This is a genomic window from Rhizobium sp. ERR 1071, assembly GCF_007828675.1.
Classification (GTDB): Bacteria; Pseudomonadota; Alphaproteobacteria; order Rhizobiales; family Rhizobiaceae; genus Rhizobium; species Rhizobium dioscoreae.
This window is the reverse complement of record NZ_VITM01000004.1, coordinates 362,068-382,709: the sequence shown is the minus strand read 5'-3', so window position 1 is coordinate 382,709 and position 20,642 is coordinate 362,068. Positions and strand designations below refer to the sequence as shown.

Genomic DNA, 20,642 nt, shown 5'->3' with positions numbered 1-20,642 from the left:
GATGATGCCGGTAGCATCCGTTCATTTCCTGTGGGAAAGCTTCAAACTTCATCCGGCCAACACATGGCATCGGGATCGATGTGGCAGTAATCCGGACGCGCCCGGACGGGTTTGACTGTCCGGATTTGCCTCTGCGTGGCCGTTGCGCTGCCGGGGCATCGCAAGAGCGAAGGAAAAGATCAACGGCTTCACCCGCGACATCCTTCGACAACAGCAACATCAGGACCTGGAGGTCTTACATGAAGAAGCCTATAGCTGCCGCCGTCTTCGCTGCAGCACTTTATACCTTTGCCGGCGCCGCGCATGCCGATTGCGGTTCGGTCTCCATCGCCGAAATGAACTGGGCGTCGGCCGGCGTTGCGGCAAATGTCGACAAGATCATCCTCCAGGAAGGCTATGGCTGCTCGGTCGAACTCCTCACGGGCGACACGCTGCCAACATTTACTTCGATGAACGAGAAAGGCCAACCGGACGTTGCGCCGGAACTTTGGATCAATGCGGTGCGCACGCCGCTGGATCAGGCGGTTTCCGAGGGACGGTTGGTCATCGCTGCCGGCATTCTTTCCGATGGCGGCCAGGATGGTTGGTGGATTCCGAAATTCCTCGCCGACGCCCATCCCGATATCAAGACCGTCCAGCAGGCGCTGGAACACCCGGAACTTTTCCCCGCGCCGGACGATCCGAAAAAGGGCGTCATCTACAATTGCCCGCCCGGCTGGCAATGCCAGGCGTCGCTCGGCAATCTCTACCGGGCGCTCGACGGCGAGAAGAAGGGCTTTGAAATCGTCGAGACCGGCTCTGCCGCCGCTCTTGACGGTACGATCGCCAATGCCTTCGAAAAGAAGACGGGCTGGCTTGGCTATTATTGGTCGCCGACCGCGATCCTCGGTAAGTATCCGATGGTGCGCCTTTCCTTCGGCGTACCCCACGACAAGGCCGAATGGGACGCATGCACCTCGGTCATGGATTGCGCCAATCCAAAGGTCAATTCCTATCCCGTCTCGGAAGTCTACACCGTCGTCACCAAGAAGTTTGCCGATCACGCCGGCCTCGCGATGGACTATCTGAAGAAACGGAAATGGACGAACGATCTCGTCAATAGCATTCTTGCATGGCAGACGGATAACCAGGGCACCAACGAAGACACCGCCCGATACTTCCTGAAGAACCATGAAGACATCTGGGCGACATGGGTAAGCCCGGATGTCGCTGCCAAGGTAAAGGCCGCGCTCTAAATTCTGGCTTCGGGGACGCGGTGAATAACTGCGTCCCGGCCTCATAGCCATGAGCACGAATGCTCCAACCAGCACTTTTGGGCAGGTTGGCGAAAAAACTTGCCGTCGGGGGTGGGCAGAAAAACAATGCACGCTATTTGATGCATATGAGCGGGGAGAAATATTAGCTCGATGGAGGAGGTCGTCCGGCACGAAGGAAGAGGATTCTCATGCCCAATTCAGTTTTGAATGCCCTTGGACAGCCACTTTACTATAGCGATACGTCGACAGGTTTCTTTTCCGCCACCGGCTCTGGCCCGGTGCTTTACGGCACCGCCGGCAACGACTCCATGTGGGGTGACGCCTCCGTCAATGTGACGATGATGGGCGGCACCGGCGACGATATCTACTATCTCTATTCCAGCATCAATCACGCCTATGAAGCATCCAACGCCGGCGTGGATACCATCAATACCTGGATGGATTATACGCTGCCCGAAAATTTCGAAAATCTCACGGTCACGGGCAATAATCGCCATGCCTATGGCAATGACGCCGATAACATCATCACCGGCGGCAGCGGCAGCCAGACCATCGATGGCGGTGCCGGCAACGACGTGCTGACGGGCGGTGGCGGCGCCGATACTTTCATCATCAGCAAGGGCAACGGCAGCGATCTCATCACCGATTTCAGCGATGACGACAAGGTCAGGCTCAATCAGTATGGCCTGACGTCGTTCGATCAGGTCGTGAGCCATTCCACGCAGGAAGGTGCCAATGTCCGGCTCGATCTCGGTAATGGCGAAAGCCTGGTCTTCGCCAACAAGACCATCTCCGACCTGCATGAAGACCAGTTTCAGCTCGGGCTCGACAGATCGTCGCTCACTCAGACTTTTTCGGACGATTTCAATACGCTTTCGCTGCACGAGGGGACGCAGGGCACCTGGGATGCTAAATATTCCTGGGCGCCGGACAAGGGCAGCAGCCTGAATGATGAACTGCAGTGGTACATCAATCCTTCTTATGCACCGACCGCATCCGCCAACCCCTTTTCTGTCTCCGACGGCATTCTGACGATTACGGCGAAACAGACGCCGGACGCGCTGAAATCGATCGTCGAGAACCATGATTATACTTCAGGCATTCTGACCACTCACTCGACCTTCTCGCAGACCTACGGCTATTTCGAAATGCGGGCAGAGATGCCGCATAATCAGGGCGTCTGGCCCGCTTTCTGGCTGCTGCCGGAGGATGGTTCCTGGCCACCGGAACTCGACGTGGTGGAAATGCGCGGACAAAACCCGACCACGGTCAATGTGACGGTTCATTCGAATGCCACCGGCGAGCACACGAAGACCTCTATTCCAGTGGAAGTGCCAAGCACCGATGGCTTCCACAATTACGGCGTGCTCTGGGACAAGGATCAGATCGTCTGGTATTTCGACGACGTTGCCGTTGCCCATGCCGATACGCCGGCCGATATGCACGGGCCGATGTACATGCTGGTCGATCTCGCGGTCGGCGGCGTGGCGGGGACGCCGACGGATGGTCTCCCGAATGGGTCGGAGATGAAGATCGACTATATCAAGGCCTATTCCCTGGACGATCACAACGCCCAGCTTGCCGCCTCGACGCAATCCGCCCACACGACGGACTGGCACATCTGACTGCATCGAACAATCGGTGCGTCAAAACAGGTGTTTCGGACGGATTGATCCGGCCGAAACCAACCGCCATCGGGAGCTATTCCTCGAAGCGGCCGGTACCCTCGCGATCGCGTGCGTATCGCTTCTCGAGCGGAAAAGGCGGCAGCCACGATTCGCGACGGATGGTCCATAGCTCGTAAGTGGGCTTTAGCTGGTCGGGAGCATCCAGGGAGCCCAGACTTATCTCGATTTCATCCACGGTGCGCGAAAAAACGGACGAGCCGCAGCGGGGACAGAAGAAGCGCCCTGCATAATCCCGGGCCTCACCGTCGATCTTGACCGCCTGCTCGGGGAATATCGCAGAGGCATGGAAAAGCGCGCCATGATGCTTGCGGCAGTCGAGACAATGGCAAAGGCCGACCCGGTACGGCCGACCCGATGCCACAAATCGGACCTCGCCGCATAGGCAACCGCCCTTGTATTGATCCATGCTACCCTCCTCAAAAGTCAAGCGATGAAGCGTTTGCATCGACCGCTGCGCAATTGATCGCTGTGAGCAATAGCGCTCCTGCGCATCACAACTCTGCGCCGATGCACCTATATGCCTAATCCTCTTTGAACGCTCGCCTGATCTGGTCGGTCATCGGCTTTGTCAGATAAGCAAGGACGCTTCGTTGGCCCGTTTGCAGAAAGGCCTCCACAGGCATGCCGGGCAGCGGCGTAAGCTGCCCCAGCCGATCCCATTCCTGCTTTGCCACCTTGACCCGCACGACATAGTAGCTTTGCCCCGAACGCTGATCCGTCGTCAGATCCGCGGAGATCGTATCGACATGCCCGTTCAGCTCCGGGGTAATCCGTTGATTGAAGGCAGGAAAACGCAGGGACACCGCCTGTCCCACGGTAATCTGATCAATATCCTGGGGCGCGAGTTTCAGTTCTGCGACCAGCGCGTCCTTGTCCGGAACGATCTGCAGGATCGCCTCTGCCGGCGAAATGACTGCCCCTTCGGCATGGACGCTTAGCTGGTCGACGATCCCCGCCTGCGGCGCCTTGATGTCGATCCGCTTCAGATCGTCCTCGGCGGCGATAAGGCGCTCGGCAAACTGGCCGCTATCGCTTTCCGCCTGGCGCAATTGCTCGGATACTTCCGAACTGCGGTCGGCATCGATCTGCAGGATCTGCAGCTCGGTTTCCGCAATCTTGCCTTTGGTCTGGGCGACGGACGAGACGAGGTTTCCGAGATCGCCGTTCAGCGAAGCGCTTTCCCGCTGCAACGAGTAGACCTTCGTCGCCGAAATGATGCCCTGATCGAGCAGGCCTTCGAGGCTTCCGAGCTCCTTGGCGATGAGCGCGATTTCCCGCCGCTTGCCCTCTTCCTGGGCGACGAGACCGTCAATCTCCTGCCTGAGCTGCTGAATGCGCTCGTGAAGCTGCGATTTCTGCCCATCGCGCGATATCTGACGATCGCGAAAGAGCCGACGCTCGCCTGCCAGGATAGCTGCCACATCAGCATCTTCGGCAAACGAGAGCAGATCGGCCGGAAAGTCGATATCCTGCCGGCCGTCGCGCTCCGCTGCCAGACGCGCCGTGCGGGCAGAAAGTTCGTTGAGCCGTTTGCGGATGATCGAGAGGTTGGCTTGGGTCTGGGTGTCGTCAAGCCGGACGAGCACCTGGCCGGCGGCGACATGATCGCCATTCTTCACCAGGATCGCACGGGCGATCCCGCCCTTCAGATGCTTTACTGGCTTTACATAGCTGTCGACGACAAGCGTGCCGGAGGTGACGACCGCGCCGGAAATCTTTGTAGCGGCGGCAAGGCCGCCCATGACGCCGAACAACAGCAAAATGGCGGCTATCACCAACAGCGACAGGCGGCGGATCATTCGTTCGTTCGATGACGAGGCCTTGCCGATCATCCGTGCGTCTCCCCGCCGGCGATGGCCAGATGCGTCGTTCCGAGCTGCTTGGGCGACGGACCGAGGATGTCCTTCTTTGGCCCGAATGCCTGGACCTGGCCGCCGGCAACGATCATGACCCTATCGGCGGCGGCAAGAGCGCTTGGCCGGTGGGCAATGACGATCGCAATGCCACCCCTCTCCTTGACGCCTGCGAGGGCCGCCGTCAGTGCCGCTTCGCCTTCCGCATCGAGATTGGAATTCGGCTCGTCGAGAAGCACCAGAAAGGGATCGCCGTAAAGCGCCCTCGCCAGGGCGATACGCTGCCTTTGCCCGGCCGAAAGGCGCGATCCGCCTTCGCCGATCTTGGTATCGAAGCCATCCGGGAGTTTGACGATCATGTCGTAGACACCCGCCGCTTTCGCCGCCGCAATGATCGATTCGGTTCGCATGTCCTCAGCAAAACGCGAAATATTCTCGGCGATTGTGCCGTCGAAGAGGTCTACATCCTGCGGCAGATAGCCGATATGCTGCCCAAGTTCATCGGTATCCCATTGCGAAAGAGCGGCACGATCGAGCCGCACGGAGCCGATTGCAACCGGCCACAAGCCGGCAATTGCACGTGCCAGCGAAGACTTGCCCGATGCGCTCGGGCCGATGACGCCGAGTATGGTTCCCGCCGATATCTTGAACGAGACATTGCGCAGGATAAGATCGCGGCTGCCGGGCGACGTCACGGTGATATTCTCGACGCTGAGCTCCCGCGACGGTGCGGGCAAGGCGAAAGCCTGCTTCTCGGGCGGCGCGGCGTCGAGGAGTGCGGCAAGCCGAGTCCAACCCTGGCGTGCAGCCACAAAACCCTTCCATTGGCCGATCGCAAGCTCGACGGGCGCCAGCGCCCGCGTCACCAGGATCGAGCTGGCAATGATGATACCTCCCGTCGCTTCCTGGCGAATGACGAGGATCGCGCCGACGGCAAGGACACCGGATTGCAGCATCATGCGTGCAATCTTGGCGGCGATGGTCAGCGCGCCGACACGGGTGCTCGCTATCGCCTGGTGACTGAGATAATCCTCATTCATGACAGCCCATTTATCGGTGAGGCGGCCGGAAAACCCCATAGCAATAGCAGCCTCCCAGTTCCGCCGCGCAGCCTGAGCAAAGCCGAGGCGTGCTGCCGAAGACCTGGCCGCCTCCAGCGCCGGTCGACGCGACAGCATTTCGGCAGCCACGGTAATGCCGACGAGCAGCAAGGCGCCGCAAAGAGCCGTAAAGCCGATCCAAAAGTGGAACAGAAAGCAAAGGATCAGATAGAACGGCACCCATGGCAAATCGAAAAGCGCCGTCGAACCGGTACCGGAAAGGAAGGAGCGGATCTGCTCGAGATCACGCACCGATTGCAGCCCATCGTCCGACGTCTGTTTTTTGCTCGGCAGGAACAGAAGCGCGCCGAAGACCTTCCTGTTTAGACGCTCATCGAGCGACATGCCGATGCGCACAAGCAGCATGGAGCGCAGGAATTCGATTACGCCCTGAAACAGATAGAGGGTCACGACGATGATGACGAGACCGGACAGCGTCGGCAGGCTATGGCTCGGAATGACCCGATCATAGACCTGCAGCATGAAGAAGGAGCCGGTCAGCGCCAGCACATTGATGGCCGCGCTCGCCAGAGCGATGCCGATGAAGGCCTTACGAAGCGCCGACAACATCAATGCGACGAATGTCTGCGGCGGGTCTTTCGGGACGGCAAGCACCTTGCGTCGATCCTCAACATTGGCCGTCGCGTACGGCAGGGATTTACATGACGCCCAAAGCACCGCCTCCCGCTCGGCGCATGGACCTGCAAAGCGATCGCCTATGGCTTTGCCACCATTCCCGCTTCAAGCCTAACCTTCAACGATCCCTTGTAATTTAGGAAGTCGAAATCTATCCAGAATGCAGTTTCGGTGAACCCAACCTTATCGCGGAACGCCTTGTCCACTTGCGGGACAATTGCGCCATGAAATGGGGCAGCAGCCTGTTCCGGCAAGATGCCTGACCTATCATATTAGGATGAGCAAGCGGCATCTTGCCGCCTGCCTCCCGCATTCAGTCGAATTTCTCCGTCGTGTCCGCCTTGCCCTTGACCCAATAGCCGGACGCCTTGATCCAGCTCAGCGGATAGCCGCGGTCTTCGACGAGGTAGGAGCGCAAGGCGCGCGTGACGGAGGCTTCGGCGGCGATCCAGACGAACGTGCCGGGCACCACATCGATCGACTGCAATATCTTCAGAAGCGAGGACGGATCCGCCGCTTCCGAGAGAGGCCGATATGCCCAGCGCATATCCAGCTGCGCATCGGTTTGAAATGCCTGATGTTCATGAGCATCGGCAACCGCGGCGATCGCCGTTATATGTGCCCCCGCACGTGCCTCCTCAATCCGGCGGCCGATGGCCGGCAGCGCCGTCTCGTCGCCGATGAGCAGCCAGTTCTCGATATCTGCGGACACGACGGCCGAGCCGCGGGGACCGCCGATCTCCAGCCTGTCGCCGACGCGAGCGTCGAGCGCCCATTGCGTGGCAGGGCCTGCCTCATGGACGGCAAAATCGAGGACGAGTGTCCGCGCGTCGGTGTCGTATTGGCGAGGCGTATAGTCACGCCGCTCCATCTCCTCGCCGGCGCCCGGAACCATCACCTTGATGTGGTCGTCGGGCGCAAGGCTGACAAAATCGGCGAGATCTTCGCCGGCCAGCCGAATGCGCAGCATGCCGGGCGTGATCCTGTCGATGGCCGTTACAGTCAGAGTGCGCCGCTTCAGTTCATGGCGCACGCGCTCGATCTTCGGAGCGGAGATGGCCGGGTTGGAACTATGGGGGGTATCCATGGGTGTCCTTTCGAGGCACTTTGATCTCGATCCGCAGGACACAGTCGCGCAGACCGAAGCCGCAGAGCCGTTCGATCATACGCGTTGAGTGACGTTAACGCTTACGTGGCCGAGCGATCCGGCCAGTGTGCATGTCTTCTATAAAAGAGGACGTTTCCTCGCGCAACGAAAAGATGATAATTTTAGACAAGTTTCGCATCCGACGCCCACGCGGACGCAAGCTCTGCCGAGCAGGTCGGCACGGCCTTTCAAAGCCGTGCCGACTGATTGATTACTGCAGTGCCTTTTCCATCAGCCGCGCCAGTCGTTCGGCGAAGGCACGCGGATCGGCCGGCTTGTCGCCGTCGAGAACGCGGGCCTGATCGAGCAGCAGGAAAGCCGCATCGTCACGCAGGGACGGCGCATCCGCCTTGGCGGCAATCGCCTTGACGACCGGGTGATCCATATTGATCTCAAGGATCGGCTTGGCACCAGACTGCAGGCGGCCGGCGCCCTGCAGTATCTTTTCAAGCTGGCGGTCATAACCCTGCTCGGAGGCAACGAGGCAAACGGCGCTTTCGATCAGACGATCGGATGCACGGACATCGGAGACCTCGTCGGCCAGCTTCTGCTTGGCATAGTCGAGGAAGGCCTGGACTTCGGCGGGCGCGCTTTCGCTTTCCGGCTTGTCTTCGTCCTGCTTCTTGAATTGGGCGAGATCAGCGGAGCCTTGCGTGATCGACTTGAAGCTCTTGCCCTCAAATTCCGGAGCATTGGTCACCCAGAAGCTGTCGACGGAATCGGTCAGCAACAGAACTTCGATACCGCGAGCGCGGAAACCTTCGAGCTGCGGCGACGCCTTCAGCTGCTCGAGGCTGCCGCCGACGAGATAGTAGATCGACTGCTGGCCCTCCTTGGCATCCTTGATGTAGTCGGCAAGCGAGCGATAGCCATCTCCCGAGGTAGTCGTGCGGAAGCGCGAGAGCGCCAGAAGCTGCGAGCGGCGCTCGAAGTCCTCGTAGAGGCCTTCCTTGATGAGGCTGCCGAAATTCTCCCAGATCTTCAGGAAGGCGTCGTGATCGCTCTCCGCCTGCTTCTCGATCGCCGTGATGATACGATTGGTCACGCCCTTGCGGATCGCCGTCAGGATCGGGCTTTCCTGGATCATCTCGCGCGAGACGTTGAGCGGCAGGTCCGACGTGTCGACGAGGCCGCGCACGAAGCGGAGATAACGCGGCAGCAATTCGGCTTCATCGGTGATGAAGACGCGCTTCACATAGAGCTTCATGCGGCCCTTGCGGTCCGGATCGAAAAGATCGAAGGGCTGCGAGCCCGGCACGAAGGCAAGCGCCGAATATTCATGGCGACCCTCGGCGCGGAAATGCACCGTCAGCGCCGGCTCGTCATACTGGCCGGAAACGCCGCGATAGAAATCGGTGTACTCTTCAGACGTGATGTCGTTCTTCGATTTCGTCCAGAGCGCGGTGCCGTCGGTCAGCTGCGTCGCTTCCTCGCCGGGCTTTTCGGCGATCTTGATCGGCACCGGCACATGACCGGACTGTTCCTTGACGATGCGCTCGACGCTCCAGCGCGAGGCATAGCTCTTGGCATCTTCCATCAGATGCAGCGTAATGCGAGTGCCGCGCGCCGGTGCCTCGCTGACGTCAACAGGCGCAACGCTGTAGCCGCCCTTGCCATCGGAAGACCAGAGCCAGGCATCCTCCGCACCGGCGCGGCGCGAGATGACGTCGACGCGGTCGGCAACCATGAAACAGGAATAGAAGCCGACGCCGAACTGGCCGATGAGCTGCGCACCCTCGCCCTGCTTGTTGGCCTCGATTCGCTCCATGAAGGCGCGCGTGCCCGAGCGGGCAATTGTGCCGAGCGCTTCGATCATCTCGTCGCGGCTCATGCCGATGCCGTTATCCTCGACGATGAGCTTGCTGCCATCGGCATCAAGCGTCAGCAGGATGCGGCTGTCGGGATCGTTGGCAAGCAAGCCGGGATGGGCAATCGCTTCGTAGCGCAGCTTCTCGCAGGCATCGGCCGCGTTCGAGATCAGCTCGCGCAGGAAGACATCCTTGTCCGAATAAACCGAGTGAACCATCATGTGCAGAAGGCGGGCAACGTCGGCCTCAAAAACGTGGCTCTCGGCGGTATTTTCTGCGGTGGTGGTCGTCATAAGCGTCTAGTCTCCTGGGAATAAAAAAAGTCGCGCCGCACAGGTGGCGGAAGACAAGCGAAATTTCAAGCGGGCGTTGTCCCATAGAGCTCAAAACGAGCGAATGGGCCCGCTTCGCGTGCGGAAGCGTTCACGCGACGCTTCTGTCACGAGTTTATCACGCAGGATTGACAGCAGTGCGGCCCCACTGCGGCGTGGTGCCGCAGTGACTGCCATAAATTTGGCAGAGGCGAGACCAAGATCGAAAGGGTTCGCATCGATCGGCGCTCCAAGCCATTCAAGCGGGAGCCGATCCGACATGCTCTCAACGCAAAGGAGATCATCGTGCTAACCCTCCGCAATGCATTTCTCATCAGCGCCGGCCTTATCACAGCCACAGGATTGGCGAGCCAGGCCGTCGCTCAGCAGAAGATTGAGCAATCCGCCAATACGCACCAAATGACAGTTCGCCTGCCGGACGGCTCGCTGGAATTGATCCGCTACAGCGGTGCTCAGCCACCGACGATTACCTTCCGGGACGATCCGGCGTCGATGGCGGGCTTTGCTCCAATCGACGACGTCTCGCCCTTCGCCGACATAGAGCGCATCTCGGCTGCCATGGATCGCGAGGCTGCAGCCCTGATGAATGATCCGCGTCTTTTCGCGCCGTGGCCGGATGGCTCGGATAATCTCATGAAGATCGATCTGTCGAAGCTCCCCGCAGGCGTGAAAGGATATACGGTCATCTCGATGACATCGGGCAAGGGCACCTGCACGCAAACCGTGGAGTATTTCAGCTCCGGCAGCGGCAAGCCTCGGGTCGAGAAAACGAGCTCCGGAAGCTGCGGCCCGGCTCAGAGCCCGGCTCCTCGGCCGGCACATGCCGTCGCACCCCAGCCATCTCCCAACCATCAGCCGTCCAACGTGATCCAGGCTTCGTTTCAGCCCGATGCAAAAACGGTGAGATTGGCAGGTCTGTTCTAGGATACAGACCTTAAGTCAGTAGTATCGATCTCAAAGGCGGGATGCTCGAAAGGGCATCCCGTTTGTATTTGGAGACGCGGGTAGAGATCTTTTTGCATGGCAACCGCCCTCGCGCCCATGCGGATTGCTATCCTGGCAGTGTTGTTATAATAACTTGAGTTTAATTTGAAGGATTATTGCGCAGAAGCAACGCCGGAAGCAGCAAATGACGTTTCAGCCAAGAATGCAGAACAAGATCGGAGGCTTTTCCGTCATCGGCGGTATGCATCGCCGCCACTGGAACGGCATGGTTGCCGACATCTGGAACGTCAATTGCGCGGCGCAGGCTGGCGGATATTATGTGGCACGCGATCCGCGTCTGTTCATCCTTCTGGAACAGCGCGGTGCGGGTAAGACCAATGTCCGCCCCTCGCCTCGCGCGCAGGCCCAGCTGCAGGATTATAGTAGTGGTCGCATCTCCTACATTCCCGCTGGCATGGAGCTCTGGGTCGACATGGCAGGCGTCGAGTTCGTCCGCCACCTCGACATTCATTTCGACGCCGAGATCATCAGCCAGCGCCTGATGGAACATATCGACGCGGCGCGGCTCGACCGTCCGCAGCTGCATTTCAACGACCCGCGCATAATGGCGCTTGCCGAGCTGATCGCGGCCGAGTGTGAAAACCCGGAGCCGCTGCACGATCTCTACGGCGACGGCCTGACACTTTCGTTGCTGATCAATGTGCTGCAACTGCGCGGCACCCAGCCGCGCAAGCGCAGTGGCCTTGCCACCTGGCAGCTGCGGCGCGCGGTCGACTATATCGAAGAGAACTGCACGCGCGCCATCCGGCTGGAAGAACTGGCTGAATTGACCGGCCTCTCGCAGTCGCATTTCAGCCACGCCTTCAAGGCGTCGACGGGCCTGCCGCCGCATCAATGGCAAACGCAGGCCAGACTCGAAAAGGCCAAGCATCTGCTCCTGAACAGCGAGATGCCGCTGACAACCGTTGCCGTCGAAACCGGCTTTGCCGATCAGGCGCATTTCACCCGCGTCTTCCGCAAGAATGTCGGCGCTGCGCCTGCCAGCTGGAAGCGCAGCAGGCTTGCCTGAAAACCACAGCCCGCGAGCAATTGTAGGTTTTGCGGAGAATTGCCCAAAAACATTCAATTTCCCCCGTGACAGACAAGCCGCGCCTGTAAATATGAGTTAACTGCTCATCTTATCGACGGATCGGCCACCGGGGCTGAACGGGCGCAAGAATTCGGGACAATTGACGGAAATGCAGGGATTGAAGCAGGACGTATCGCGAGCGCGGCTCATGGCAACGGGCGCAGCCCTTATCGCGCTGCTGGCGGGCTCCAAGGTCATGGCGCAGGAAACGCCGACGGAGTTGCAGCCTTTGGTTATTCAGGGTTCGCAACAGAAGAGTGAAGACAACGGTACCGCGCCGGTTAAGGGCTATGTCGCCAGGAAGACCACGGCAGGCTCAAAATCCGACACACCAATCACCGAGGTACCGCAATCGGTCTCCGTCATCGGCCAGCAGGAAATGCAGGATCGCGGCATCACCAACAAGGTGGATGAGGCTCTGCGTTATACGCCCGGCGTCACCGCGCAGCCCTTCGGCAATGATGGCGATACCGACTGGTTCTACATTCGCGGCTTCGACGCGACGCAGAGCGGCGTCTTCATGAATGGCCTGACGCTCTATAGCTACGGCTTCGGTGGCTTCCAAATCGATCCCTATATGCTCGAGCGCGTCGAAGTGCTGAAGGGGCCTTCCTCCGTGCTTTATGGCGGCGCCAATCCGGGCGGCCTCGTCAACATGGTTCGCAAGGAGCCAACGGACATTCCGCAATATTCGACCGAGATCGGCATCAACAATCTCGGCAATGCCTTCGTCGGCTTCGACTTTTCCGACAAGCTTTCGGCCGACGGCGTCTATCGCTACCGCCTGACCGGCAAGATCGCCGGCGGCGACACCTATAGCGATGGCACCCACGACCTGCGCGGCTTCATCATGCCGCAGGTCACCATCTCACCCGATGAGTCCACCAAGCTGACCGTCTTCGGCATGCTGAGCGGCCTGGATGAAATCCATAGCGGCAACGGCTTCTTCCCCTATGTCGGCACCGTTGTCGATGCGCCCTTCGGCAAGATCAAGCGCGATGCCTTCTATGGCGAGCGAAGCATCGATAATCTCAAATATGCCCAGCAGATGCTGGGCTACGAATTCTCACACGATTTCGACGGCGGCTGGACCGTGTCGCAGAACGCGCGTTACGGCCATCTCTACAAGCGCGAGGAAGGCCCCTATCTGAACGGCTATGTCGACGGCAATCCGCTCAGCCCTGGTTATGACGATCCCAACTACATGCTGAACCGCATCGGCTTCTTCGAGCGCTCAAAGGTCGATACGTTCTCCGTCGACACACGCGCGGAAAACAAGTTCGACACCGGCCCGATCAGCCATGATTTCCTGATCGGCACGGACTATTCGATCTACCGCCTCGACCAGATCCAGGCGTGCTGCGGCTCCAATCCGATCAGCGCAACGAACCCGGTCTACGGCACGCCGCAGGGAACCAACTTCGTCTACCTCAATCAGGTCATGACGCAGCAGCAACTCGGTATCTATACGCAGGACCAGATGCGCTTCGGCGATGGCTGGCTGGTCACGCTCAACGGCCGTTACGACTTCGTCGACACCAATTCCGACTCGAAGGTCGGCACAAGTTACAAGTCGAACGCATCAGCGCCAAGCGGCCGTGCGGGCCTCGCCTACGAGTTTTCCAACGGCATCACGCCCTATGTCAGCGCCGGCACCTTCTTCAATCCTCTGATCGGCACCAGCGTCAGCGGCGGCGGCCTGACCCCGGAAAAGGGCGAGCAATACGAGGCCGGCATCAAGTATGAGCCCGACTTCATCGACGGCCTGTTCACGGCGTCCATCTTCCAGATTAACCGCAAGAACATGGCGCTGACCGATCCGGTCACCTTCCTGCAGCGCCAGGTCGGCGAGGTCCGCTCGCGCGGTGTCGAATTCGAAGGCAAGGTCAATCTAGATGATAATTGGAAGCTCCTCGGCTCCTATTCCTACACGGATCTGACGATCACCAAGGACCTCGACTCCTCCATCATCGGCAACTCGCCCTATCTGGTGCCGAATTCCACCGCATCCCTTTGGATCGACTACGCCTTCACGAGCGATGCGCTTGACGGGCTCAGCATCGGCGCCGGCGTGCGCTACCAGGGCAAGTCCTGGGCAGACCAGGCCAATACGCTGCGTGTACCCTCCGCAACGCTCTTTGATGCGGGCATTCGCTACGAGAAGAAGGGCTGGGGTGCGGCGCTCAACGTCTCGAACCTGTTCGACAAGGAATATGTCTCGGGTTGCGCCGGCGAGAATGTCTGCGGCTACGGCGAAGCGAGAACCATCACCTTCAAGCTCAGCAAGAAGTGGTAAGTTGAGGATTAAGGTATACTTTTATTTTCAATCATGGCAAGGAACCGGGGGATTGCCGCAACGCAATCCTCTAACTCGTTTCAAAACGAAGGCAACGCTTACGCATGACGACGCAGTGGCTGCGAATTTACCGCGTCGGCGCAGGGATGCTTGCCCAGTCACAGTGCTGCAGCCTGGTCAGCTATTTCCAATGACAGCAGGAAACGCTCATAAGCTGTCTCGAAGAGAGTTCATTGCGATGGCAGGCGCAAGTGCGATCGCCGGCGTGACGCCGGCGCGCGCCGCGGCGAGCCCGCGTGTGGCGACGCTCGATTGGGCCATTCTGGAAACCCTGCTGGCGATCGGCGCAAATGTGGTTGCCGGCACCGAATTACTGCAATTCCGCGACGTTGCCGTGACCCCGGCCATTCCCGCGGGCGTTGCCGATCTCGGGCTGCGCGGCACGCCGAACTTCGAAGCCCTTTATGCATCCCGGCCAAATCTGATCTTCAATTCCAATTTCTATACCTGGGCCGACGATCGCATGCGGCTGATCGCACCGGTCGAGAGCCACGCCATTTATCAACCCGGAGCCAGCCCTTACCGGCTTTCGGAACAGGCAACCCTTGCGATCGGCGAACGGCTCGGACTTATGACAGGTCGCACCCTCGTCGATGCAATGCGCGAAAAACTCGAAGCCTATCGCGTCAGTTTCAGCAAGGGCGATCACCGGCCGATCCTGCCGATCAATCTGGGCGACGCCAGGCACTTTCGCGTCTTCGGTTCCGATAGCATGTTCGGCGAAGTTCTCACCCGCACCGGCCTAACCAATGCCTGGCCGGATTTGACGAGTTATTCGGCAACCGCACCGGTCGGCATCGAACGGCTAGCCGCCATGCCGGATGCATGGATCGTCCTCATCCCGCCGCATCCGGCCGAAGCTCTGGCGGAACTCCAGCAAAGCGCATTCTGGAATGCGCTTCCGCCGGTACGGCAAGGTCGTGTCCTCATGCTCGGCTCGATCAATCCCTATGGTGCGCTGCCGGCGGCAGAACGCTTCGCCGATCTCCTTGCAGGAGGCCTCAACCGTGCATGGAATGATTGATCGGCCTGTGATTGCCCAAGGCAAATCGCTGGCACGCAACGGTGCTCTGCTCGCCACTCTCTGCATCCTTGCTTTTGCAGCTCTGCTCTTGCTGCGGCCGCAGCTTGCCGCTGATGTACGCGAGGCAGCCGCACTCAACCATATCTTGCTCACCGATAGCCTGCTGCCGCGCTCGGCTATCGCAATCATAGCCGGTGCGGCTCTCGGCCTTTCGGGCGCCTTGCTGCAAAGAGTCTTGCGCAATCCGATCGCCGACGCCTCGACGCTCGGGATCGCCGCCGGGTCGCAGCTGGCAATGACGATCGCTGTCGGGCTCTTTCCCTTGCTGATCGGCCTGCCGCGGGAGATCTCTGCCTTTGTCGGCGGGCTTGCTGCGGTCCTGATCGTTCTGGCATTGAGCTGGAGGCGTGGTCTCGACCCGGTGACGGTGGCGCTATGCGGCATGATGGTGACGCTGGTTGCAACCGCACTTAGCGTCACCATCATTCTCGCGCGCGGCGAATATGCCATGTCCGTCTTCATCTGGGGCGCGGGCGCGCTGAACCAGCAAAACTGGGACGGCGTCATCACGCTTGCGCCGCGCCTGATCATCGGCTTTGCAGCCGCATTGGTACTGGTCCGCCCTCTGACGGTGATGAGCCTGGACGACAGCAGCGCCAAGAACCTCGGCCTTGCCTTGCACAGCATGCGCCTCGCCATTCTGGCGCTTGCCGTCTGGCTGGCGGCTTCGGTGACGGCGCAGGTCGGCATCATCGGCTTTCTTGGGCTTGCCGCACCTTACATCGCCAGATTCTGCGGCGCGCGGCGCACGCAGCACCTGCTGATCGCCGCCCCTATCGCCGGCGCCGGCTTGCTGTTCCTGACGGATTGCCTGGTGCAGCTCCTCTCGCCGGGGTTCACCGACCTTGCCCCGACGGGAGCAGCGACCGCGCTCCTTGGCGGCCCCCTCCTATTGCTGCTTCTGCGGCGCCTGCATTCCGGCAATGCGCTGCGCGCCGTTGACGGTCCTCGCGCGCGGCTGACGATTGCAGCACCGGGACGAGCGCTTGCCTTGCTCGCACTCGGCTTCGTTCTTCTGATCCTCATTGTTCTGTCGGTCGGGCGCAGTTTCGATGGCTGGCACGTAGCGATCGGCAGCCAGTTTCGGGAACTTCTGCCTTTCCGCCTGCCGCGCACCGTCGTTGCGGCAACTGCGGGCGCGATGCTCGCCGCAGCCGGCTTCATCATGCAGCGCCTCACCGCCAATCCGCTCGCAAGCCCCGAGATCCTGGGAGTGAGCGCCGGCGGCGGTGCGGGCCTGACGATTGCACTCTTGCTCTTTGCATTCCCCTCCCCCGTCGTCACGATCACCGCAATGACGATCGGCGCGCTGATTGCATTCCTTGCCATGATGGCATTCAGCGCGCGCGGCGGCTTCGACCCCGAGCGACTGCTGCTTTCGGGCGTCGCCATTGGCGCCCTCTGCATGGCAATCGTCACTGTCGTTCTCTCACGCGGCGATCTGCGCGCCTATCTCCTGCTGACCTGGCTGTCGGGCTCCACCAATCGGGCCGGTTCCTTCGAAGCCTGGACCGGCGTCATTTCGCTTGTGCTTCTCGTTCCGATCCTGCCGATCCTGAGGCGATGGTTCGATGTGCTGCCGCTCGGCGGCGACGTTTCGCGCTCCGTCGGCCTCTCGGTTGCGGCAAGCCGCCTCACTCTGGCGGTTCTTGCGGCCATCTTGACTGCGATCCCCTCTTTCCTCGTCGGCCCGCTCAGCCTGACTGGGCTGATCGCACCGCATCTTGGGCGTCTCATAGGCTTTCGTAGCACCCTCAAACAGTTGGGCGCGAGCTTGCTGCTTGGCGCCATGCTGCTCGTGCTGGCCGACTGGCTGTCGCGCATTGTGATCTTTCCCTATGAGGTTCCCGTCGGTCTGTTCGCGGCGCTGATTGGCGGGCCCTATCTCATCTGGTTCCTGACCCGCAAGGAGACGAAAAAATGATGCATTCAAGGGATTTCACCGCTTCCGGCGTGGCGACCCACAAGGATGCCGGTCAATTGCTGGATCAGTTCTGCGCGCGTTTTGCCGAACATGTCACCATCACGAGAAGTGAGGCCGGAGCCCGCCTCGATACCGTCATCGGCAGCGCCGACATCGCCGTCAGCAAGGATCGTCTCGACATCAAGCTACGTTGCCCGACGGCAGCCATGCTCTTCACGATCCGCAGCATGGTCGCCGAAAACCTGTTCGAACTCTCCACCAGCAACACTCTCGCCCTCGATTGGGCCGACGGCCCGCAACCATCAGCCATACCGAACTTCCGCGAAATCAGGGTCGTCGATGCCTACGATATCACTCCGCACATGCGCCGCGTCGTCGTTGCGACTGATGATGCCAGGCATTTCGTCGAGGGCGGCCTGCATGCGCGCCTGCTCATTCCGCCGAAAGGCCGCGAGCCGGTCTGGCCGCATACGGAGCCGGACGGCCGCATCCATTGGCCGAAGGGCGATGATGCGCTGACCATCCGCGCCTATACGATCCGTAGCATCGATCTTGACCGCGGCGAGATGCATATCGATTTCGTCGTACATGAAGGCGACGATGTGCCGGGAGCGACCTGGGCGTTGACTGCTCGCCCCGGCGATCCTGCCGGCCTGATCGGCCCCGGTGGCGGCGGCGTGCCGACAGCACGCAAGCTCATTCTCGCCGGCGACGAAACCGCGCTGCCGGCCATCGCCCGCATCGCAGCCTCCGTCCCTGCCAATGCCGAGTTGCGGATCCTTCTTGAGGTCGCCGACAAACAAGAAGAGCAGCCGCTGACATCAAGCGCATCGATGAATGTCACCTGGCTGCATCGCAATGATGCCGCTGCCGGGACGACGGATACGCTTGAACGCATCCTGCGCGACATCGTGCCTGCGGCCGATCCGAAAACCTTTGTCTGGGTCGCCTGCGAACAGAAGCAGGCGCGTGCCGTCCGCGCTTTCGTCAAGAGCGAGATCGCCAGGGATCCTGGCACTTTCAGCATCGCCGCCTATTGGCAGCGTTGATGAGGAAATAGCCAGAACAGGTCGAGGCAGCCCAATATTTAGGCGATTTTTAAAGTCGCCCAATATTTCAGCGAACAACACTTGTTCGCCTTGCTGCGTTGCGTCATAAAGATGCAATGAGCCGTCTCGATCTGACCATTCTTGTGATCGATGAAAACACGATCCGCGCCTCGATTATCGAAGAGGGGCTGCGGGAGGCTGGTCATGCGCGGGTGACGGTCATCCATGAAGTGCAGGGCGTCGCACGCACGATCGAGACGTTGCGTCCCGACGTCATTATCATCGATCTCGAAAATCCAAACCGCGACATGATGGAGCATCTGTTTCAGCTGACGCGGACGGTAGGGCGGCCAATCGCCATGTTCGTCGATCGTTCCGACACCGCCTCGATCGAAGCGGCTGTCGAGGCCGGCGTATCAGCCTATATCGTCGACGGCCTCAAGAAGGAGCGGGTCAAGCCGATCCTCGATATGGCCGTCAGCCGCTTCAATGCCTTCAGCCGGCTACAGCGGGAATTGGCGGACGCCAAGTCTGCGCTTGAAGAACGCAAGATCGTCGAGCGGGCCAAGGGAATCTTAATGAAGATGCGCGGCCTTTCGGAAGAGGAAGCCTTCGCGCTGCTGCGACAGACGGCCATGAACGAGAAGAAGAAGATGTCCGAGATCGCGCAAAGCGTTGTGACGGCAGCGGGGTTGCTGATGTGAGCGTACCGAGCCCCATCTTGTCCGTCGCCTTGAGAGGGGAGGCATCGGAGTGAATATGAGAGCGCAGGCAACCCGTTCCGCCAAAGCCCAACAGGCGGGTGACAGCAATCCTTCGGCGCCTGCCCAGATTGCCGGCGAAGGCCCGCGCATACTGCGCGCCGGCTTCATTCCGCTCGTCGATGCTTCTGTCCTGATTGCGGCGGCGGAATTCGGTTTCGCCCGCAAGGAGGGGATCGCCCTCGATCTCGTCAAGGACGTCTCCTGGGCCAATGTCCGCGACCGTCTTGCCTTTCGCCAATTCGACATCGCCCATATGCTCTCGCCGATGCCGGTCGCAGCGATGCTAGGGCTCGGCTCAAACCCCTCGCCCACGATTACGCCATTCTCTCTCGGCTATGGCGGCAATGCCATCACGCTATCGACGCGGCTGTTCGACCGCATGTGCGAAGAAACAGGCCTGTGCGATCAGGCAAGCGCACTGGAAAATTCGCAGGCGCTTGCGAAGGTGGTCGATACCATGAAGGCGCGCGGGGAGCAGCCGCCGACGCTTGGCATGACCTATCCCTTCTCGTCGCATAATTACGAATTCCGCTATTGGCTGGCCGCCGGCGGCATCGATCCGGACCGGGACGTGAAGCTCGTCGTCGTGCCGCCGCCTCTCACATCCGATGCGCTCGCCGCCGGCGCCATCGATGGCTTCTGCGTCGGCGCCCCCTGGAACATGGTCGCATCCGAACGAGGCGTCGGCCGCATCGTCGCAGCAAAGCAGGATATCTGGCCCTCCGCACCCGAAAAGGTGATCGGCATGCGCCCGGAATGGGCCGAAAACCATCCGGAAACCGTGTCGCGCCTTATCGTGGCGCTGGACGCAGCTGCGCGCTGGTGTGATCGGCCGGAAAATCACGATTCCCTTGCCGAAGCGCTTGCCGATCAGCGTTATATTGCGGCACCTGTACACATCATCCGCCATGTGCTGGCAGGCGAATTCAACCTTGATGCCAGAGGCCATCGCCGCATCATCGACAGGTATTTCAGTTTCCATGGCGGCTTTGCCAACTATCCGCGCCCGAGCCAGGCACTTTGGATCTTCAGCCAGATGATACGCTGGGGGCAAAGCGCATTTTCCGAGCAGAACATGAAGATGGCAGCCTCGGCCTACCGTTCCGATCTCTATCGGCTGGCACTCGGCAGCGAGGCGTCGCCCGACGATGCCGATATCCGTATCGAGGGCGGCAGGGATGGCGACCGCTTCATGGACGGCCATATTTTCGATCCAGCGGAGATCGCCGCCTATGTCGCCGGATTTGCCGTGAAAACGACAAGCGCGACGCAGTCTTTGAGCGACGACATCTAGCCTCAAGGCATGCTGCGCTGCACAGAATAAACGCAGGATCAAAAGCCGGCGAGCGGCATCCGCTCAAAATATTTGCAGAAATCGCAACTGCCCGCACAGCGGCCTTCGAACCATCTTCCTGAATAATCGAGCAATTACAATGCTATGATCGCGCCGTGAAAAACTGGCACGCGGCTTGCTTATTCAATTTCGCTTCGATCAACGGCGATCGAAGCACGCAATGCGCGGAAAACGCGCTCGCAAAGACATCGACGTCGCAAGGTTCTTGCCCCGAGGA

15 protein-coding genes are annotated in these 20,642 nt (G+C 60.2%); 10 read left to right on the top strand and 5 right to left on the bottom strand.

Annotated features, from left to right (window positions below; translation table 11 throughout):
* The first annotated feature begins 239 nt into the window (after nucleotides 1-239).
* Nucleotides 240-1,235, top strand: coding sequence for an ABC transporter substrate-binding protein (locus FBZ99_RS16470; protein WP_113354374.1), 996 nt, complete (start codon nucleotides 240-242; stop codon nucleotides 1,233-1,235).
* A gap of 209 nt (nucleotides 1,236-1,444) precedes the next feature.
* Complete coding sequence (locus FBZ99_RS16465; RefSeq protein ID WP_113354373.1) at nucleotides 1,445-2,881, top strand: family 16 glycosylhydrolase; 1,437 nt, start codon at nucleotides 1,445-1,447, stop codon at nucleotides 2,879-2,881.
* 76 nt (nucleotides 2,882-2,957) lie between these two features.
* Here the strand turns inward: FBZ99_RS16465 and FBZ99_RS16460 are convergent, their stop codons facing one another.
* The 5 genes from FBZ99_RS16460 to htpG all read right to left on the bottom strand — a co-directional run bounded on the left by FBZ99_RS16460 (nucleotide 2,958) and on the right by htpG (nucleotide 9,781).
* Nucleotides 2,958-3,350 (bottom strand): GFA family protein, encoded by a 393-nt coding sequence (locus tag FBZ99_RS16460; protein WP_113354372.1) that lies wholly within the window; start codon nucleotides 3,348-3,350, stop codon nucleotides 2,958-2,960.
* Between the two features lie 115 nt (nucleotides 3,351-3,465).
* On the bottom strand, nucleotides 3,466-4,776 hold the full coding sequence (locus tag FBZ99_RS16455) for an HlyD family type I secretion periplasmic adaptor subunit (RefSeq protein WP_113354371.1): 1,311 nt from the start codon (nucleotides 4,774-4,776) through the stop codon (nucleotides 3,466-3,468).
* Nucleotides 4,773-6,512 (bottom strand): type I secretion system permease/ATPase, encoded by a 1,740-nt coding sequence (locus FBZ99_RS16450; RefSeq protein WP_113354370.1) that lies wholly within the window; start codon nucleotides 6,510-6,512, stop codon nucleotides 4,773-4,775. Before FBZ99_RS16450 ends, FBZ99_RS16455 begins: the two co-directional genes overlap by 4 nt.
* A gap of 334 nt (nucleotides 6,513-6,846) precedes the next feature.
* Nucleotides 6,847-7,620: a siderophore-interacting protein gene (locus tag FBZ99_RS16445; protein WP_113354369.1), complete on the bottom strand. Its 774-nt coding sequence runs from the start codon at nucleotides 7,618-7,620 to the stop codon at nucleotides 6,847-6,849.
* Nucleotides 7,621-7,891: 271 nt separating this feature from the next.
* Entirely contained in the window at nucleotides 7,892-9,781 is a 1,890-nt protein-coding gene (gene htpG / locus FBZ99_RS16440; protein WP_113354368.1) for a molecular chaperone HtpG, read from the bottom strand.
* A 324-nt stretch (nucleotides 9,782-10,105) separates the two neighbouring features.
* On the opposite strand from htpG, the gene FBZ99_RS16435 reads away from it, so the two are divergent.
* The 8 genes from FBZ99_RS16435 to FBZ99_RS16400 all read left to right on the top strand — a co-directional run bounded on the left by FBZ99_RS16435 (nucleotide 10,106) and on the right by FBZ99_RS16400 (nucleotide 20,365).
* Nucleotides 10,106-10,744, top strand: a complete 639-nt coding sequence (locus FBZ99_RS16435; RefSeq protein WP_113354366.1) for a hypothetical protein — start codon at nucleotides 10,106-10,108, stop codon at nucleotides 10,742-10,744.
* Between the two features lie 205 nt (nucleotides 10,745-10,949).
* Entirely contained in the window at nucleotides 10,950-11,834 is an 885-nt protein-coding gene (locus FBZ99_RS16430; protein WP_113354365.1) for an AraC family transcriptional regulator, read from the top strand.
* Between the two features lie 169 nt (nucleotides 11,835-12,003).
* Nucleotides 12,004-14,190 (top strand): TonB-dependent siderophore receptor, encoded by a 2,187-nt coding sequence (locus tag FBZ99_RS16425; protein WP_145634049.1) that lies wholly within the window; start codon nucleotides 12,004-12,006, stop codon nucleotides 14,188-14,190.
* A gap of 238 nt (nucleotides 14,191-14,428) precedes the next feature.
* Nucleotides 14,429-15,274 (top strand): ABC transporter substrate-binding protein, encoded by an 846-nt coding sequence (locus FBZ99_RS16420; protein ID WP_233788582.1) that lies wholly within the window; start codon nucleotides 14,429-14,431, stop codon nucleotides 15,272-15,274.
* Nucleotides 15,267-17,258 carry a Fe(3+)-hydroxamate ABC transporter permease FhuB gene (gene fhuB, locus FBZ99_RS16415; RefSeq protein WP_145634178.1) on the top strand — a complete coding sequence of 664 codons (1,992 nt, stop codon included), beginning with the start codon at nucleotides 15,267-15,269 and terminating at the stop codon, nucleotides 17,256-17,258. The genes FBZ99_RS16420 and fhuB overlap by 8 nt, the downstream gene beginning before the upstream one ends.
* Complete coding sequence (locus tag FBZ99_RS16410) at nucleotides 17,255-18,307, top strand: siderophore-interacting protein (protein WP_145634045.1); 1,053 nt, start codon at nucleotides 17,255-17,257, stop codon at nucleotides 18,305-18,307. Before fhuB ends, FBZ99_RS16410 begins: the two co-directional genes overlap by 4 nt.
* Nucleotides 18,308-18,423: 116 nt before the next feature.
* Entirely contained in the window at nucleotides 18,424-19,011 is a 588-nt protein-coding gene (locus FBZ99_RS16405; RefSeq protein WP_069614611.1) for an ANTAR domain-containing response regulator, read from the top strand.
* Between the two features lie 55 nt (nucleotides 19,012-19,066).
* Nucleotides 19,067-20,365: a CmpA/NrtA family ABC transporter substrate-binding protein gene (locus FBZ99_RS16400; protein WP_145634175.1), complete on the top strand. Its 1,299-nt coding sequence runs from the start codon at nucleotides 19,067-19,069 to the stop codon at nucleotides 20,363-20,365.
* Nucleotides 20,366-20,642 lie beyond the last annotated feature (277 nt).